The 16,229-nt window shown below is 64.8% G+C and carries 16 protein-coding genes; 10 read left to right on the forward strand and 6 right to left on the reverse strand.

Going from position 1 to position 16,229, the window contains the following annotated elements; all coding sequences use genetic code 11:
* Positions 1-29: 29 nt before the first annotated feature.
* Positions 30-1,271 carry a glycosyltransferase gene (locus tag CSW57_RS04730; RefSeq protein ID WP_099381640.1) on the forward strand — a complete coding sequence of 414 codons (1,242 nt, stop codon included), beginning with the start codon at positions 30-32 and terminating at the stop codon, positions 1,269-1,271.
* A gap of 7 nt (positions 1,272-1,278) precedes the next feature.
* On the opposite strand, the gene CSW57_RS04735 is transcribed toward CSW57_RS04730, so the two are convergent.
* Positions 1,279-2,499, reverse strand: a complete 1,221-nt coding sequence (locus tag CSW57_RS04735; protein ID WP_099381641.1) for a cation:proton antiporter — start codon at positions 2,497-2,499, stop codon at positions 1,279-1,281.
* A 5-nt stretch (positions 2,500-2,504) separates the two neighbouring features.
* A complete protein-coding gene (locus tag CSW57_RS04740; RefSeq protein ID WP_099381642.1) occupies positions 2,505-2,963 on the reverse strand; it encodes an acyl-CoA thioesterase in 459 nt (152 codons plus the stop codon).
* A 140-nt stretch (positions 2,964-3,103) separates the two neighbouring features.
* On the opposite strand from CSW57_RS04740, the gene CSW57_RS04745 reads away from it, so the two are divergent.
* Entirely contained in the window at positions 3,104-4,216 is a 1,113-nt protein-coding gene (locus CSW57_RS04745) for a zinc-binding dehydrogenase (protein ID WP_099381643.1), read from the forward strand.
* A 93-nt stretch (positions 4,217-4,309) separates the two neighbouring features.
* Here CSW57_RS04745 and CSW57_RS04750 read toward each other — a convergent pair whose 3' ends face one another.
* Positions 4,310-4,942 carry an NUDIX hydrolase gene (locus CSW57_RS04750; RefSeq protein ID WP_099381644.1) on the reverse strand — a complete coding sequence of 211 codons (633 nt, stop codon included), beginning with the start codon at positions 4,940-4,942 and terminating at the stop codon, positions 4,310-4,312.
* A 61-nt stretch (positions 4,943-5,003) separates the two neighbouring features.
* On the opposite strand from CSW57_RS04750, the gene CSW57_RS04755 reads away from it, so the two are divergent.
* Both CSW57_RS04755 and CSW57_RS04760 read left to right on the forward strand, forming a co-directional pair.
* A complete protein-coding gene (locus tag CSW57_RS04755; protein ID WP_099381645.1) occupies positions 5,004-5,936 on the forward strand; it encodes an ADP-ribosylglycohydrolase family protein in 933 nt (310 codons plus the stop codon).
* A 149-nt stretch (positions 5,937-6,085) separates the two neighbouring features.
* Positions 6,086-7,009, forward strand: a complete 924-nt coding sequence (locus CSW57_RS04760) for an oxygenase MpaB family protein (RefSeq protein WP_099382053.1) — start codon at positions 6,086-6,088, stop codon at positions 7,007-7,009.
* Between the two features lie 12 nt (positions 7,010-7,021).
* Here CSW57_RS04760 and CSW57_RS04765 read toward each other — a convergent pair whose 3' ends face one another.
* The 3 genes from CSW57_RS04765 to CSW57_RS04775 all read right to left on the reverse strand — a co-directional run bounded on the left by CSW57_RS04765 (position 7,022) and on the right by CSW57_RS04775 (position 10,477).
* A complete protein-coding gene (locus CSW57_RS04765; protein ID WP_099381646.1) occupies positions 7,022-8,251 on the reverse strand; it encodes a CynX/NimT family MFS transporter in 1,230 nt (409 codons plus the stop codon).
* Positions 8,248-8,955, reverse strand: a complete 708-nt coding sequence (locus CSW57_RS04770) for a FadR/GntR family transcriptional regulator (protein ID WP_099381647.1) — start codon at positions 8,953-8,955, stop codon at positions 8,248-8,250. Before CSW57_RS04770 ends, CSW57_RS04765 begins: the two co-directional genes overlap by 4 nt.
* Before the next feature lie 61 nt (positions 8,956-9,016).
* Positions 9,017-10,477, reverse strand: coding sequence for a PucR family transcriptional regulator (locus CSW57_RS04775; protein WP_223249034.1), 1,461 nt, complete (start codon positions 10,475-10,477; stop codon positions 9,017-9,019).
* Positions 10,478-10,529: 52 nt separating this feature from the next.
* On the opposite strand from CSW57_RS04775, the gene CSW57_RS04780 reads away from it, so the two are divergent.
* The 6 genes from CSW57_RS04780 (at position 10,530) to hydA (ending at position 16,229) form a co-directional block, all read left to right on the forward strand.
* The gene (locus CSW57_RS04780; RefSeq protein ID WP_099382054.1) at positions 10,530-11,519 is read left to right on the forward strand and encodes an isopenicillin N synthase family dioxygenase; all 990 of its coding nucleotides are present in this window, start codon (positions 10,530-10,532) and stop codon (positions 11,517-11,519) included.
* Between the two features lie 181 nt (positions 11,520-11,700).
* Positions 11,701-12,696, forward strand: a complete 996-nt coding sequence (locus tag CSW57_RS04785; protein WP_099381649.1) for an isopenicillin N synthase family dioxygenase — start codon at positions 11,701-11,703, stop codon at positions 12,694-12,696.
* Positions 12,696-12,971, forward strand: a complete 276-nt coding sequence (locus CSW57_RS04790; RefSeq protein ID WP_099381650.1) for a 2Fe-2S iron-sulfur cluster-binding protein — start codon at positions 12,696-12,698, stop codon at positions 12,969-12,971. Before CSW57_RS04785 ends, CSW57_RS04790 begins: the two co-directional genes overlap by 1 nt.
* Before the next feature lie 15 nt (positions 12,972-12,986).
* Positions 12,987-13,397 carry a VOC family protein gene (locus CSW57_RS04795; RefSeq protein WP_099381651.1) on the forward strand — a complete coding sequence of 137 codons (411 nt, stop codon included), beginning with the start codon at positions 12,987-12,989 and terminating at the stop codon, positions 13,395-13,397.
* Positions 13,398-13,488: 91 nt separating this feature from the next.
* Positions 13,489-14,808 carry a uracil-xanthine permease family protein gene (locus tag CSW57_RS04800; RefSeq protein WP_099381652.1) on the forward strand — a complete coding sequence of 440 codons (1,320 nt, stop codon included), beginning with the start codon at positions 13,489-13,491 and terminating at the stop codon, positions 14,806-14,808.
* Positions 14,808-16,229 carry a dihydropyrimidinase gene (hydA, locus tag CSW57_RS04805; RefSeq protein ID WP_099381653.1) on the forward strand — a complete coding sequence of 474 codons (1,422 nt, stop codon included), beginning with the start codon at positions 14,808-14,810 and terminating at the stop codon, positions 16,227-16,229. Before CSW57_RS04800 ends, hydA begins: the two co-directional genes overlap by 1 nt.

Raw genomic sequence — 16,229 nt, forward strand, 5'->3', positions numbered from 1 at the left:
ATATCCGACAACCCCACCAGGGAGAAGCCATGGCTCGCATACTCGCTTACACACCACCCGCTCTGGGGCACGTGTTCCCCTTGGTGCCCGGTCTGCTCGAATTGCAGCGTCGTGGCCACGAGATCCACGTCCGGACCGCACCTGACGCGGTTGCTGATCTCCGTGCGGCCGGTCTGAGTGCCGACGCCGTCGATCGGCGAATCCTCGAGGTCGAGGTCACCGACTTCCGCGCCGCCAACGACGCGGAACGACTCAGGTCGGGCCAACGCGACCTCGTCGATCGCGGGCGTTTCGACGGCCCCGACCTCGACGCGACCATCGAGCGCCTCCGGCCCGATGTGCTTCTGGTCGACTGTATGGCCTATGGCGCGCAGATCCGAGCTCAAGTCAGCGGCTTACCCTGGGCGATGACCCTACCGAGTCTGCTTCCTTTGCGCGAGAGGGGCATTCCGCCGTACGGACTCGGATTGGCTCCTCGAGCCGGCGTCACCGGCGCTGTGCGCGACGCGCTGATGTGGCCCGTCGTGGAGAAGGTGTTCGGTAAGGCCATGCTGCCTGGGATCAACGAACTCAGGAGCGCTGCCGGGCTACCGGCGCTCGCGTCCCCGCTGGATCTGTACGACCAGCCCCATGCAGTCATCTGTATGACCGGTGCCCCGTTGGAGTACCACCGCACACGTCTGCCGGCCTCGGTGCACATGGTCGGGTTCCAGCCGTGGGATCCGCCCTCTACGGCGCCGGATCTCATCGATGAGCCGGGCGATCCTTGGGTTCTCGTCACCTGTTCCACCGACTACCAGGGTGATGAGTCGCTGGCGCGGACGGCCGTCGACGCATTGCGGGATCAGCCGTTTCGGGTTCTGCTGACGCTTGCCGACGCCTACGAGAAGGCCGATCTACCAGACGCCTCGAACATCACGAAGGTGAAGTTCGTCCCCCACGGCCCGATCATGGGCAAGCTCGCCGCCGTGGTCACCCACGCCGGCATGGGCATCGTCGGCAAGGCCGCCTGTGCCGGAGTGCCGATCGTCGCCGTGCCCTTCGGTCGCGACCAGCCCGAAATCGCACGCCGGATCACCGAAGCCGGTGTGGGAGTGTCGATACCGGCAAAGAAACTGACCCCGTTGAAGCTGCGTGAGGCGGTGAACGCCGCCGTTGCCCGCCGTTCGCAATCCGTCGAGGTCGCCCGTGGCCTCGCCGAACTCGATCCCGCCGCCGCATTCGCCGACGCGGCGGGTGGTCTGGTGCCAACACCGAAGGCAGCTCGCTGAGACCGGTTCAGGTGTTGTCCGGGAGGGCTTTCGTCGCGTCGACTCTCCTGTGTCGGGCGCCGATCATCGACGCCGTGAACGGCAGCACCAACACGGTGACCGCACCTGCGGTCACCAGCACCGAGGCGTTTGCTTCGGTCATCTCACCGGCCGCCACGGCAACGCCTGTCACCGCGACGATCAGAGGTAAGCCGGTCGCCGAGTACAGGCCCAGTTGCGCGCGCTCGGCGATGGAAAAGGGCGGCTCGGCGCCTGATTGTCCACGATCCCATCGGGTGGCGATGAATACGGGAAGGCCGCGCACTGCGATGATCAGGAGTATTAGCACCACCAGGAGCCCGGGTTTCGCGAACACCGCCGCGATGTCGATTCCCATGCCGGATGTGATGAAAAAGATGGGGATCAGGAAGCCGAAAGCGATTCCGTCCAGCTTGGTTTCCAGTGTCTCGTGGCCCTCGGGGAGCAGCCGCCGCAGGATGAATCCCGCTGCGAACGCCCCCAGCACCGTGTCGAGCTCGAACTCGTAGGCCAGCACCATCAGTCCGACGAGCAAGAACATCGTCACCCGGACGGTGGTCTGGGCGGTGGTCTCGGCGCCCGCGGACACCAACTTCGTGAGCCAGGTCTGTTGCCGCAGAACGCGGTCCGACACCAATCCGACGGCAACTGCGGCGATGGCGAACAGGATGAGGACGACAGTGGATTGAAGCGACCCGCGCGTGCCGAGCAGTACTGCCATAGCGATGACCGGCCCCACTTCACCGAAGGCGCCGTGGTTGAGGACCGTCTGTCCCAGTCGGGTGTCGAGCAGTCCGTTGTCGCGCACGATGGGGAGCAGCGTGCCGAGCGCGGTGGAGCACAGCGCGATGGCCACTGCGCTCTCGGCCGTCAACAGGCCTGTGGCACCCAAGGCGAATGTGGCGCCAAAGGCAATGGCCAGGCAGCACATCCAGGTATAGAAGGCCCGACGACCCTCTCGGCCAACGAGTTCCGATGTCTTGACCTCGTAGCCCGCGAGGAGGAACAGCATTCCGAGACCGAGTTCGCGGAGCATCTCGATCTCGGTGCCCTCGGCGGCCCAATCGAGGGCATGAGGCCCGATCAGGATTCCGCCGACGAGCAGGAGTACAACCTCGGGTATCCGCTTGCCCGGGATCAGTCCGGCGACGAGCGGGGCGAGCATCGCGCACCCGATGATCCAGAAGAACGAGGTGACCACGGTTCCCATGTCTGTCAGCTCTCTGCGGACGAACCGGCGAGATCGGCGATCACCGAACGGATGGACGGGGGGATGTCGACTGGCTTGCGCGACGAGCGGTCAACGTACACATGTACGAACCGTCCGGTCGCGGCGATGGCATGGTCGCCGTTCGGGCCGTTGCGGAAGATTGCCAACGCGTAGACAACGCTGCGGGTGCCGAGGCGTTCCACCGAGATGCCCACCAGCAGTTGGTCGGGGAAACTCAATTCGCGCAGATAATTGCACGATGTCTCGGCCACGATGCCGATGGCAGGAAGGTCACGGATGTCGCTGCCCGTGGCCGACATCAGCCAGGCGTTCACCGCGGTGTCGAAATACGAGTAGTACGTCACGTTGTTGACGTGACCGTAGTGGTCGTTGTCGTGCCAGCGGGTCGGGATCGGCCACAGCACCGGGTAGTCGTCGGGCGATGGATGTGGACCTCTGGTCACCGGCCTCAAGTCTCCGTCCTCAGGGCTTGCCCTATCGTGGTCGACGTCGTCATGGGCCGCCCGGTTGGCCGGTCGTCCCGGATAGAGACTACGAGGTACCTGGTGGATCTGGGCTGTTGCCGAGGTGGAAAGGCGCGCACATGTTGATCACTGGAGCAGTTCTCGAGGAGATCGGGCGGGCGCGACCCTACTCGCGGTCCACCCCCATTGCGGTGCGCGAGCTGGAGCTGCAGTCGCCCGGCCCCACCGAGTTGCTCGTCCAGATCGAGGCAGCGGGCGTCTGCCATTCCGATCTGAGCGTGGTGGACGGCAATCGGGTACGACCGGTCCCGATGCTGCTCGGCCACGAGGCGGCGGGCATCGTGCGTGAACGGGGCTCAGAGGTCGCCGGCGTCGAGGTCGGTGATCGCGTGGTGATGTCGTTCCTGCCGCGGTGCGAGAACTGCGACGGCTGCGCGGCCGACGGGCGACTCCCGTGCGTACCGGGCTCGGCCGCGAACAGTGCGGGCGAGATGCTCGACGGCGGTCGTCGACTCTCGTCACCCGGCGACGGCGGGCCGATTCACCACCATCTTGGTGTATCGGGATTTGCCACGCATGCTGTGGTCGACGCCGCGTCAGCCGTGGCCGTGGGCAACGACGTACCCGCGGACATTGCCGCCGTCCTGGGTTGCGCGGTTCTCACGGGTGGGGGAGCGGTGCTCAACGCCGCCAAACCCGCACCGCAGGATTCGATCATGATCGTCGGACTCGGCGGTGTCGGCATGGCAGCGTTGATAACCGCTGTGGCGCAGAGTGTCTCGAGGATCGTCGCGGTGGACACCATGGAAGACAAGCTCGGTTTTGCAAAAGAACTCGGCGCGCACGAGGTGTACACGCCTCAAGATGTGGTGCAGCGGGGTGTGAAGGCCACGTATGTCATCGAATGTGCCGGCAACGCCAGAGCTTTCGAGACCGCCTTTGCGGCTACGGCCCCCGGTGGAACCACGGTGACGGTGGGCCTGCCCGCACCTACCGCGACGTCGACTATCTCGCCGTTGACGATTACCGCTGAAGCACGAACCATTATCGGCAGCTACCTGGGATCGGCCGTGCCCAGTCGCGACATCCCCCGGTACGCGCAGATGTGGCGAGAGGGTCGCCTGCCCGTTGAACAGCTCATCTCCTCGCGCATCCGGCTCGACGAGATCAACGACGCCATGGACCAGCTCGCCGACGGCAAGGCCATCCGTCAGGTGATCATGTTCGACTGACTCGACCCGACGCGTTTCCTCCGATTGCGGCGACATCCTCCGGTTGCAGCCGGAGGATGTGATCAAAACCGGAGGGTGTGGGCGCCGGACCCGTCACCGTCGGACGCGGAAGAGTTCGGCAGGCCGTCCAGTGTCGGCCGCGGCGCGTTCGCCGGTGCCCTCCAGGGCTCCGATGAAACGACGGCGAAAGGTGTCTTTGACCAATGGGGCACCGAAGATCGCCTCGTGTAGGCGCCGTAATTCCAAGAGGGTGAAGTGATCGCCGAGTAGCCGGTCGGGATCAGGGTTGTTCGAGTAGCGAACCCGAATATCTTGTACCGCTTGGGAAACCATGATGTTGTGGTCGAAGGTGAGATCCTCCGACGGTGACTCGCCGACAATCGTCACGAGCATCGCATCGTCGGGAAGGTGCCGGCGCATGGCTGCCGCACCGTGTGCCATCGACAACACCCACCCGCGGTCGTCGCGTGACGGGTCGTCGTACATGCCGAGTTGATGGAATGCCAGGCCGCGGATGCCTGCCTTGGTCTGCAAGGCGCGACTGGCCGCATCGGCGAGGGTCTCACCCCGGTGCAGGAAGGTTCCGGGTAACGCCAGGCCGCGCTTTGATTTCACGACCAGCACGGCGAGCTCGTTGCCCTGCACGGTCAGAACCGCCACGTCGACGGCAACCGACGGCCGGTCGTAGTCGGTCAGAGCCTTACCTGCTGCATCGCGCCACACCATCCGTTGATGTTAGCGCACATCTGCGCTAACCTTTAGATCAACTTTGATCTAAGGAGAAGCGATGGTTCTCGACGAACAACAGCTCGACCGGACCCTCGGGGTCATGCTCGGGACGGCAGCAGGAGACGCACTCGGCGCGGGCTACGAGTTCACCTACCCCACGGCGCACACCGAGATCCGGATGAAAGGCGGCGGGACATTCGACTGGGACCCTGGTGAGTGGACCGACGACACGTCGATGGCGATCTGCGTGACCGATGGATTGACCGAAGGTCATGCCGATCTCGATGCGATCGCCAGGTCGTTTGTGCGCTGGTACGACTCCGGCCCACCTGATATCGGTACGCAGACCCGGGCGGTGTTGAGCGGCCGGTCTCGTTCGGCACGCGCTATGACCGACCGGGCTGCGAGCCTGACCGGACGCACCGGTGGCAACGGTTCACTGATGCGCACGGCGCCGGTGGCCCTGGCGTTTCTCGACGACCCCGGGGGTTGCGTGCACACTGCGGGTGCCATCAGCGATCTGACGCATTACGACGAACGCGCACGAGAAGCGTGTCAGATGTGGAGTTGTGGAATCCGGCACGCGGTACTCACCGGGTCGCCTGACGGGGTGCGGATCTATCTGGAGCAGGCGCCTGCATCGGTCCGTGCGTATTGGGGGCCGTTGCTCGACATCGCCGAAAACGGTTCGCCGGCGGACTTTCCCAACAACGGTTGGGTGGTGCATGCGCTGCAGACCGCCTGGTGGGCGCTGACCAGGGCTGCCTGCGATCTGCCCGAGACGCTGGAGTACTGCGTGCGTGCGGGTAACGACACCGACACCACCGCGGCCATCGCCGGCGGACTGGTGGGGGCCTGCCGGGGGGCCTCGGCGATCCCATCGCAATGGAAGTCCCTCCTCCATGGCTATCCCGGCCACACTTCGGTCGACCTCGCCGCGACCGTTCGCCGGATCGTCGGTGGAGCGACGCCATCAGGACAGCCGAAGTGAACGTGGACTCGGTGACTCTGGCGGCTTTCTCGCGCGAGGTCGAGCAATTGAGCAGGCGTTATGTCGGCTGACCGGGTCGCCTGATGAACAATCGGTACCGGGGCTAAGCTGTCCACCAGGTCATAGTGACCGGCACCACAGGAGGCCCCATGAACCGATACGCAGTGCGCACCAAGACCAGCAGGCTCGATCCCGAAAATGACTTCGAGGAGATCAACCGACTGCTCGCGACCATCGAGTTCCCGTGGGACATCAACCAGGCACTCAGCTTTGCACTGTTCCGGACATACGCGGTGCCGTCCGTGGGTCAACTGTTGTTCGACACCGGAGAGTTCACCGACAAGGTTCAGAAACGCTACGACGACACCACCCTGCTTCTCGACGGTGTGCTCGAACACGGACTCGACAGCGAGACCGGGCGCACGAGCATCCGCCGGATCAATCAGATGCATGGCGCCTACGACATCTCGAATGACGACATGCTCTACGTACTCGCGACATTCGTGGTGACCCCGGTGCGCTGGATCGAGGAGTACGGCTGGCGGCAGCTCACTCACAACGAGGTGGTGGCTGCGACGAACTATTACCGCCGTCTCGGAACGCTCATGGGAATCAAGCAGATCCCGGCCACGTACACCGAGTTCGAGCACTTCCTCGACGACTACGAGCAGAAGAACTTCGCCTACAACGACGGCGCGCGCAAGGTCGCCGACTCGACACTGGCCCTGATGACCACCTTCCCACCGAACGACAAGGCCCCGGCCTGGCTCATCAACATCTTCGCGCGGTCGTTGATGGACGACGCCCTACTCGATGCATTCGGTTACCGGCATCCGCCACGGGTTGTTCGGGCCGTGTCGCGCGCAGCGCTTCGTGCCCGGGGCCGGCTGGTCCGCTGGTTCCCCGTCCGTAAAGCGCCGTTGCATGCCCGCGACCTCCCGAACATCCGTACTTACCCTGACGGCTACGACGTCACCGCGCTCGGCACCTTCCCTCGCGGGTGCCCTGTGGCGCACGGCGATTCGTCTCCGACGGCATCGGGGCAGGCCGCTGCGACCACCCTCGCGAAGTGATCGGGCACCTGCTCACGCGGGCATCTTGACGTCTTTCGCGGCGAGGAGGGCTGACAGCGCCTGCGGAACCAGGGCGAGGCTCAGCACGCCCATGGCCAGCGGCCACGAACCGCTGATGTCATGCAAGGCGCCGATGGCCAAGGGGCCGGCTGCGGCGAGGCAGTAGCCGACGGCCTGTGCCATCCCAGATATCTGTCCGGTCTGGGCGGGGCTCGAGCTACGCAACACCATGAACAGAAGTGCCAAGCTGATCGACGCCCCTGGGCCGGCAGCCACGCAGATCACCCAGAGCGCCGTCCAGTGGTCGGTGCCGATGAGTCCGGCGAATCCGACTGCACTCACCACGCACGCCGACAGGGTGATCGCGCGCTGACCGCGGAAGTGCCCGGCGATGATGGGAACCAGCAGCGACATGAGCAGCGCGACGGTCTGGGCCAGAGCCAACAAACCGCCGGCTGCGGATTTGGCCATGCCCCCATCGATCAGGTACTCGGGAAGCCACGCGGTGAACGTGTAGAAGATCAGCGATTGTGCGCCCATGTAGATGGTGATCGCCCACGCGATCTTGTTGCGCCACAACGAAGGAAGTGCGGGTCGGGCGCCCATGCGGTGCTTGCGTGACAGCTGCGGGATCCACAGTACGAGCCCGAGCACGGTCAGCAGCGACCATGATGCCAAGGCGATGCGCCACTGGTCATCGACTGCCGTGTAGATGGGAACCGTCAGACCTGCTGCCAGGGCTGCGCCTCCGGACAGCGTCATCGAGTAGAGGCCGGTCATCAAACCCGATCGGTGTGCGAAGTCCCGTTTGATCAACGCCGGCAGCACCACGTTGCAGATGCCGATCGCAACGCCGGCGACCGCCGACCCGACAAAGAGCGCCGGAACCGCGGGAACGAGGCGGAGCAGTATTGCGCTGAGCAACAAGAGCATTGCGCCGAACACCGTGCGTTCGATACCGAACCGGCGGACGAGCCGCGGCGCGATCGGCGAGACCAGCCCGAAGAACAACACCGGGAGGGTGGTCAGCAGCCCGGCAGTGGCACTGCTGAAGCCCTCGGAAGTCTTGATGTCGTCGACCAGGGGAGCGACGGCCACCACGGCAGGACGTAAGTTGGCTGCCACCACCATGATCGCGAGGCCGGCGAAGATCGCCGCGGTCCGGCCGGGCCGTCGCGGCGACGTGGAAGGAGGCCCCACCGCGACAGCGGTACTGCCCGGAGTCGTGAGAGGACCAGTCATGAGAGGACCTCGATCGAGCGGTCGAGGTAGCAGGCGACAGCCGCCTCTGCAGCCACCGGGTCGCAATCCCGGATGGCTGCGACCACTTCGGCATGTCCGGTCGGATGGGGGTGTGATTGGGCGTCGGCGGCGATGACGGTCGCATGGGTGCGTGCCATCACCTCTGCGACTCCGGCGTAGAGCTCACCGAGGAGCCCGTTGCCCGAGGCCGTGATGATGGCGGTGTGAAAAGCGATGTCCGCGTCGATGTATCGCTCGAGGTCCTCGGCGTCGAATGCCTCGCGCATCTCGGTGAGGAGTCGGTCGAGTTCCCGTACGTCATCGTCGGTCCTGGTGAACGCTGCCGAGCGGGCGGCTTCGCGCTCGAGGGCGCGTCGCACTTGGAGCAGCTCCAGGATCTCGGAGTTCTCCACGCACCTGCCGATGGCAGCGGCCAGGAGATTGCGGCTGCGCACGTATGTACCATCGCCGCGCCGGGGCTCCAAGAAGCCCGAATGTTCCAACGCGCGAACGGCTTCCCGTACCGTGTTGCGCCCGACGCCGAGCTGGGCCACCAAATCGGGCTCGGCCGGGATCCTCGCGCCGACGGCCCACTCGCCCGACCGGATCAACTCCTGTATGCGCTCCACGACGAGTTCGCTTGTGCGTCTCGGCCGGGTGATGGACGCGGACTCGACGGGTACCTGGGTTGTCTCCGATGGCATGGAAAGAACCTAACATCCCATGTTTGCGGGTGGCGAGCGGCCCATGCGTGTGAAGGGCGGGCTATTCTCCTTCGACGTTGTTGTCCAGCGAGAACATCGACAGCGCGGTGAAGATCGTCAGCCGCCGTTCCGGTTCATTCATGAAAGGGCCGGTGATCTGCTCGATCCGGGCGATGCGGCTTCGGAGCGTGTTGGGGTGGATGTACAGCTCCCGTGCGGATTCGGTGATGTTGCAGTCGGTGGACCGCAGCACCCGCAGGATGCGCCGTTGATCGAGACCATCCGGTGTCGGACCGGCGACAGAGCCCAGTGTCTCGGCCACAAAACTGCGGCGCGCGTGTTCGGGCAGTTGATAGAGCAAGCCGAGTACACCAAGGTCGCGATATCTGGTCACCCGGTTGATGGCGCCGACTCGTCTGCCGACCGCCACGGCACGGCTGGCCTGCCGGAACGAACTCGGATAGCTGCGAGGATCGTCGACCTCGTCGCTTGCGCCGACCGCCAGCGGAACCTGCACCGATCGGTACAGCGCGCGGGCCAAGGCGTCGAAATCGACTGTCGCACGAATCATCACGACCACCGTTCCGGAGTTGACGATGGTGATCGAGTCGGGATCGAAGCGCAGGGCCACCGGCGTCATCGCTGTTCTCAGCTGCTGCAGACCATTCAGGTCCACCGAGATTCCGAACGGTTCGATGCCCAGACAAACGACGCCATGGCGCGGGAACAACGACAACCGCCGGCTCTTACGAAGGCTCATTTCGCGCTGCACGAGATCGTCGCCCAGGATGTGTTTGAGGTTGCGGGCGATTTCCGTGGCGGCATCGTCGGTGGCTGTGTCGGCGAGTCTGGCGTGCAGGCGAAAGACGGGCGCGAGCGTCGTCAGGATCAGGAGTTCATCCGGCGCGAGGGCGTCGTCGCGGCGAACTTCCAGTACCGGCCCGCCCACCGACGCCGCGGACAGTCGCACCGGGGTGACGTCGGGATCGGCCGGGCCCGCGACGTCGGAGAGGTGTAGGTCGGCGCGGAGGAACCGCCTGAGACGGTCGAGCAGTTCGTCGAGGTCGTCGGCTGCGGTAAGGATGTCGTCGGGAACGGACGCAGCGCGTGGCACGGTCTCGGAACGGACCTCGCCCGACTGCTGCAGCTGTCGTTCGAACGACACGACGAGATCGGCATGCGGCACCAGTGCGCTGTTCCACAACAGGCAGACTCCCGCCCGCTCGGCGCGAGCCACCAGCTGCCGGGGCGGATTGACCGGTCGGATGGGGCTGACGAGTACTGCCACAGGTTTCTTCACCAGCACCGGGTCCAGGATCGGCAACAGATCTGGAAGTGGGCCGCTGGGCCGGGTGGGCTTCCATTCCACCGTCACAACCGCGTCGTCGAGCGTGAGGTGGTCCCGCGCATCGGCCAGGTCGATCACCGACGTGATCGAGGTGTCGATTCCGGCGGGTGAGGTGGCCATCTGGACGCCGGTGACCCCGGCGAGCCCAGCCGGTGTGGCTCTCCCTTTCGGCACGTCGATCCTCCTCTGGGAACCACACTGCAGGTTCGTCAGGCAGAGTAGTCGCGTGCTCGCCATCCCGCCGGTCGACCTGCTCGAAGCCTCCCGCGACCCCGAATCGAGGGCGCGCCAGATCGAGCTGCTCGACACCGCCTGCTCCCGAACCGGCTACGCCTTGCTCACCGGTCACCGCATCCCGACTTCGTTGCTCACCGAGCTGTACAGCGTGAGCAGGCAGTTCTTCCTCTTGTCCGACGAGGAGAAAGCCGCCGTGAGACAGCCGGCGCCTGAGCAGGTCCGCGGCTGGACGGGGCTCGGATCCGAGGGGATGGCCTACTCGCTCGACGAGGAATCGCATGGCGACCTCAAGGAGAAGATGGACATCGGCCCGGTGTGGGGCCCGACGGTGGGGCAGCCCGGCGCCGGCCCGATGGCCTATCCGAATTTGTGGCCGCGATTTCCTGAGCGGTTCCGAGCGGTATGGGAGGACTATTACAGCCACATGCAGCGGGTCGGCGCCGAATTGCTGTCGCTTGCGGCCGAGGGGTTCGGTCTGCCGTCGGATCATTTCGCGCCGATGTTCGACACCGAGATGAGCATGCTCCGCGGGCTGTATTTTCCGCCCCAACCCGAACCGCCGCTGGCCCACCAGGCACGCGCCGGCATCCACACGGACTACGGCGCGTTCACCGTGGTCTCCGCGGAATCGTCCCCGGGAGGCCTTCAGGTCCTCGACCCCGACGGCGAATGGCTGGAAGTCACCACCACTCCGGCCACGTTGGTGGTGCTCACCGGTGACCTGCTCGCGGAGTGGACCGGCGATCATTGGCCGGCCACCTTGCACCGCACGGCCAATCCGCCGCGATCGGTGGCCTTCGACAGCTCGCGCCTGAGTTTCGCTTTCTACCAACACCCCAATTTTGATGTGTCGGTTGCAGCCCTACCTCCCTTCGCGGCATCGGATCCGGCGGCCGTACCGGACCCACTGCGTGCCGGCGACCACCTTGCCGAGAAGTACGTACGGCAGACCACATTCGGCCGGCGCACCGCTGACTGACACCGATCGCGGTGTTACGTCTCGAGTGCGGCAGGAAACGTCCACGTAATCCACTGTTACGCATGTGTTTCCGATGTGGTGATGTGACAAGTGGCGGCGCGAACTATCGGTGATCAGTGCTCTTGTTGGTTGCTTGCATCGCAAACAGACTTGATGCAGACGACAAGTGAGGAGCCTGCAGATGTCTGTAGTACCGGTGATCGACATTTCCGCACTGCACGGAGACGACGACAACGCCAAGGCCGCGGTGGCCGCCGAACTCGACCATGCATGCCGCGAGATCGGTTTCTTCCAGATCACCAATCACGGAATCGACGCTCAGGTGATCGCCGACATGTACCGCACATCCGACGAGTTCTTCTCGCTGCCCGAAGCCGAGAAGCGGCAAGTCGCGCAGCCGAGCCCGGACACCGTGCGCGGTTACTCGTCCATCGGAGAGCAGGCGTTCTCCTACAGCGAGGATGTCCATCAGCCGCGTGACCTGCATGAGAAGTTCGACGTGGGCCCGGTCGACTTCGATCGCGAGGACCCCTATTTTTCGGTGGAGAACGCAGGTCCGCATTTCCTGCCCAACCAGTGGCCGCAGCGTCCGGCGGAGATGGAACAAGCCTGGAGCACGTACTTCCGCGCGATGAACGACCTCTCCCGCAACCTGATGAGCGCCTTCGCCCGCGGCCTCGGACTCGACCCCGACTACTTCGTCGACACCATCGACAAGGACATCAGCATGCTCCGGGCCATCAACTACCCGCACATGACCACACCGCCCCAGCCGGGTCAGATGCGCGCGGGCGCCCACACCGACTACGGCAGTCTGACCATCGTCCGGCAGGAAGAGGCGCCCGGTGGACTCGAGGTGTTCACCATGGACGGGGATTGGATCCCGGTGCCGGTTGTCCCGGGTGCACTGGTGGTCAACATCGGAGACCTGATGGCGCAGTGGACCAACGACCAGTGGACGTCCACCCGACACCGTGTACGTACGCCACGGCCCGACGCGACCGGCGACACCCGGCGGATGTCCCTGGTGTTCTTCCACCAGCCGAACTACGACGCGATGATCGAATGCCTGCCCACCTGCCTGGCGCCGGGGGAGGAGCCGAAGTACCGGCCGATCAGTTCGGGCGACCACCTCACCGAAAAGTTTGCCAAGACGATCGCCCTCACGCCTCGCTGATGACGGGCTCGAGCTTCGAGATCGAACTGCGACGCACGGGACGGGTGGTGACGGTACCGGCCGACCGGACCGCGTTGGCTGTGGTCCGCGATGTGGTGCCCACCGCCGAGTTCAACTGTCTCCAAGGCGAGTGCGGCGCATGCGTGGCCACAGTGCTCGAAGGCACCCCTGACCACCGCGACACCGTTCTGTCCGAGCGGGCACGAGCCGCAGGCAAGCGAATCATCCTCTGTGTCAGCCGATCCCTCTCGGATCGACTGGTGATCGACCTCTGATGGAAAGGCCCGACAATGACGACAACCAGCCTGTCGTTTGCCAGCGTGTTCAGCGCGGACATCGAGAAGCTCAGCACCTTCTACCGCGAGCTGCTCGGACTCGACGAGGTACTCGAGCTGCGCTCGGAGCACTTTCGGGGACTTCGCATCGGCGGCACCATCCTGGGTTTCAGTGCCCCGACTGCTTATTCGATGCTCAATCTCGTTGCCCCCGAACATGATGAGGACGGGGTGAGCAGCTTCCTGACCTTCGAACTGCCCACCGATGCCGACGTCGACACCGTCACCGCGGCCGCAACGGCGGCCGGGGCAACCTGCGTGAAAGAACCCGGTCGGACTTACTACGGGGCGTGGCAGTCGGTGCTGCTCGACCCCGACGGCAACGCCTTCCGACTCAACCACCTGACGCTTCAACAGCCTTCCTGACTTTCTCTCCATCCCGCCCTACCTCGACAGTGCCGTCGAATCATCAGATCCGCACGGGCGCAGGTCATCTCTGCGCCGAAAGGAAGCCCGCATGTCCATATTCGACTGGCAACTCAAAACCGGTGACGCCGTCGTGGCGCCCCACGAACGCCTCAGCTGGCCGCGCACCGTCGGCATCGGGCTACAGCACGTGGTCGCGATGTTCGGCGCGACATTCCTGGTCCCGGTCCTCACCGGTTTCCCTCCGGCCACCACGCTGCTGTTCTCCGGTATCGGGACCATCCTCTTCCTCATCATCACGCGTAACCGGCTACCCAGTTACCTGGGTTCGAGTTTCGCGATCATCGCCCCCACGATCGCGGCGGGCGCCTCACACGGCCCGTCCGGCGCACTCGGCGGAATCGTTGTGGTCGGCGCCTTGCTGATGATCATCGGGGTGGTGGTCCATTTCGTCGGCATCGGCTGGATCGAAGCGTTGATGCCACCGGTGGTGACCGGTGCGATCGTGGCTCTGGTCGGCTTCAACCTCGCGCCCACGGCCAAGACCAACTTCGAAGAAGACGCCATCACCGCCTTCATCGTGCTTGTGCTGCTGCTGTTGTCGCTGGTGCTGTTCCGCGGCTTGCTCGGTCGACTCGCAATCTTCACCAGTGTGGTGATCGGCTACTTCATCGCTCTGGCCCGCGACAAGGTCGACACCGATCCCATCGGACAGGCCGACTGGTTCGGTCTGCCCGACTTCACCGCACCCACGTTCCACCTGTCGGTACTCCCGATGTTCATCCCGGTGGTGCTGGTGCTGGTCGTCGAGAACATCGGGCACGTCAAATCCATCAACACCATGACCGGCATCAACAATGACCATCGGATCGGGCGGGCACTGGCCGCCGATGGCCTCGCGACCGTGCTGGCCGGTAGCGGCGGTGGTTCTGCCACCACCACGTACGCCGAGAACATCGGCGTCATGGCCGCGACCAAGGTGTATTCCACCGCCGCCTACTGGGTGGCTGGAGGCGCGGCGATCCTGCTCGGCCTCTCGCCGAAGGTGGGTGCGGTCATCGCGTCCATCCCGCCGGGTGTTCTCGGCGGCGTGACCACCGCGCTGTACGGCCTCGTCGGTATCCTCGGCGTCCACATCTGGGTCACCAACAAGGTGGACTTCTCCAAGCCCATCAACCAGTTCACCGCGGCAATCGCACTTGTCATCGGCATTGCCGACTTCTCCTGGAAGATCGGCGATCTGAGCTTCGGTGGCATCGCTTTGGGCGCCATTTCCGCGGTGGTGATCTACCACGTGATGCGTCTGATCGGACAGTGGCGCGGCACCGTGGTGGTGGACCAACGAGTGCCTGCCGCAACCGGACCGACCGATCCCGAACGTCCGCACAGCGCGGAGAAGCAGGAGATCTGATGCCGATCACACTCATCCGCGGCGGCACGGTGGTGTCCTCGACCGGCAGACAACTCATCGACGTGTTGATCGACGGCGAGACGATCGTCGCGCTCGTCGAACCGGGCGCCACCACGCTGGGTGCCGATCTCTCTGCGACTGCCGACACCGTCATCGACGCCACCGGCAAGTACGTGATTCCCGGCGGCGTGGACGCGCACACGCATATGCAGATGCCCTTTGGGGGCACCACCGCGTCCGACACCTTCGAAACGGGCACCCGTGCAGCGGCTTTCGGCGGCACCACGACGATCGTCGACTTCGCCATCCAGACGCCCGGAGAACGATTGCAAGACACCCTCGGCGCGTGGCACGACAAAGCGGCGGGCAACTGCGCGATCGACTACGGGTTCCACCAGATCATCGGCGATGTCAATGACGAATCCCTGTCGGCGATGAGCGAGTTGGTGGCCGAAGGGGTCACCAGCTTCAAGCTGTTCATGGCCTACCCGGGCGTCTACTACTCCGATGACGGCCAGATCCTGCGGGCGATGCAGAAGTCTGCCGACACCGGCGCACTGATGATGATGCACGCCGAGAACGGCATCGCCATCGACGAATTGGTGGCCCAGCACCTCAAGCGTGGAGAGACCTCCCCGTACTTCCACGGTGTCTCACGTCCGTGGCAGCTCGAGGAAGAGGCCACGCACCGGGCCATCATGCTCGCCGATGTCACCGGAGCGCCGCTCTACGTGGTGCACGTCTCCGCCCGGCAGGCCCTCGAGCAGATCGCGACCGCACGTGGCAAGGGCGCCAACGTGTTCGCCGAGACGTGCCCGCAGTATCTGTATCTCTCGCTGGAGGAACAACTCGGCGCCGCTGGCTTCGAGGGCGCGAAGTGGGTGTGTTCGACCCCGCTGCGCTCCCGCGCCGAGGGTCATCAGGACGAGCTGTGGAAGTTCATCCGGACCGGCGATGTGTCCGGTGTCGCCACCGACCACTGCCCGTTCTGCATGGTGGACCAGAAGGAACTCGGAATCTCCGACTTCTCCAAGATCCCGAACGGAATCGGCGGTGTCGAACACCGGCTCGACCTCATGTATCAGGGTGTGGTCGACGGGCGCATCAGCCTGGAGCGGTGGGTGGAGGTGTGTGCCACCACGCCGGCCCGCATGTTCGGGATGTACCCCCGCAAGGGAGTGATCTCCCCGGGAGCCGATGCCGACGTGGTGATCTATGACCCGGCAGGTCACACGAGCATAGGTCTGGGCAAAACGCACCACATGAACATGGACTACTCGGCCTGGGAGGGTTTCGAGATCGACGGCGCCGTGCAGACGGTGCTCTCCCGGGGCAAGGTCATCGTCGACGGTGGCAAGTACCTGGGAGCCAGGTCAGACGGCCGGTTCGTGCGCCGCGAGCTGTCACAGAACCTGCTCTGA

The sequence above is a fragment of the Williamsia muralis genome (assembly GCF_002735905.1).
GTDB classification, from domain to species: domain Bacteria; phylum Actinomycetota; class Actinomycetes; order Mycobacteriales; family Mycobacteriaceae; genus Williamsia; species Williamsia muralis_A.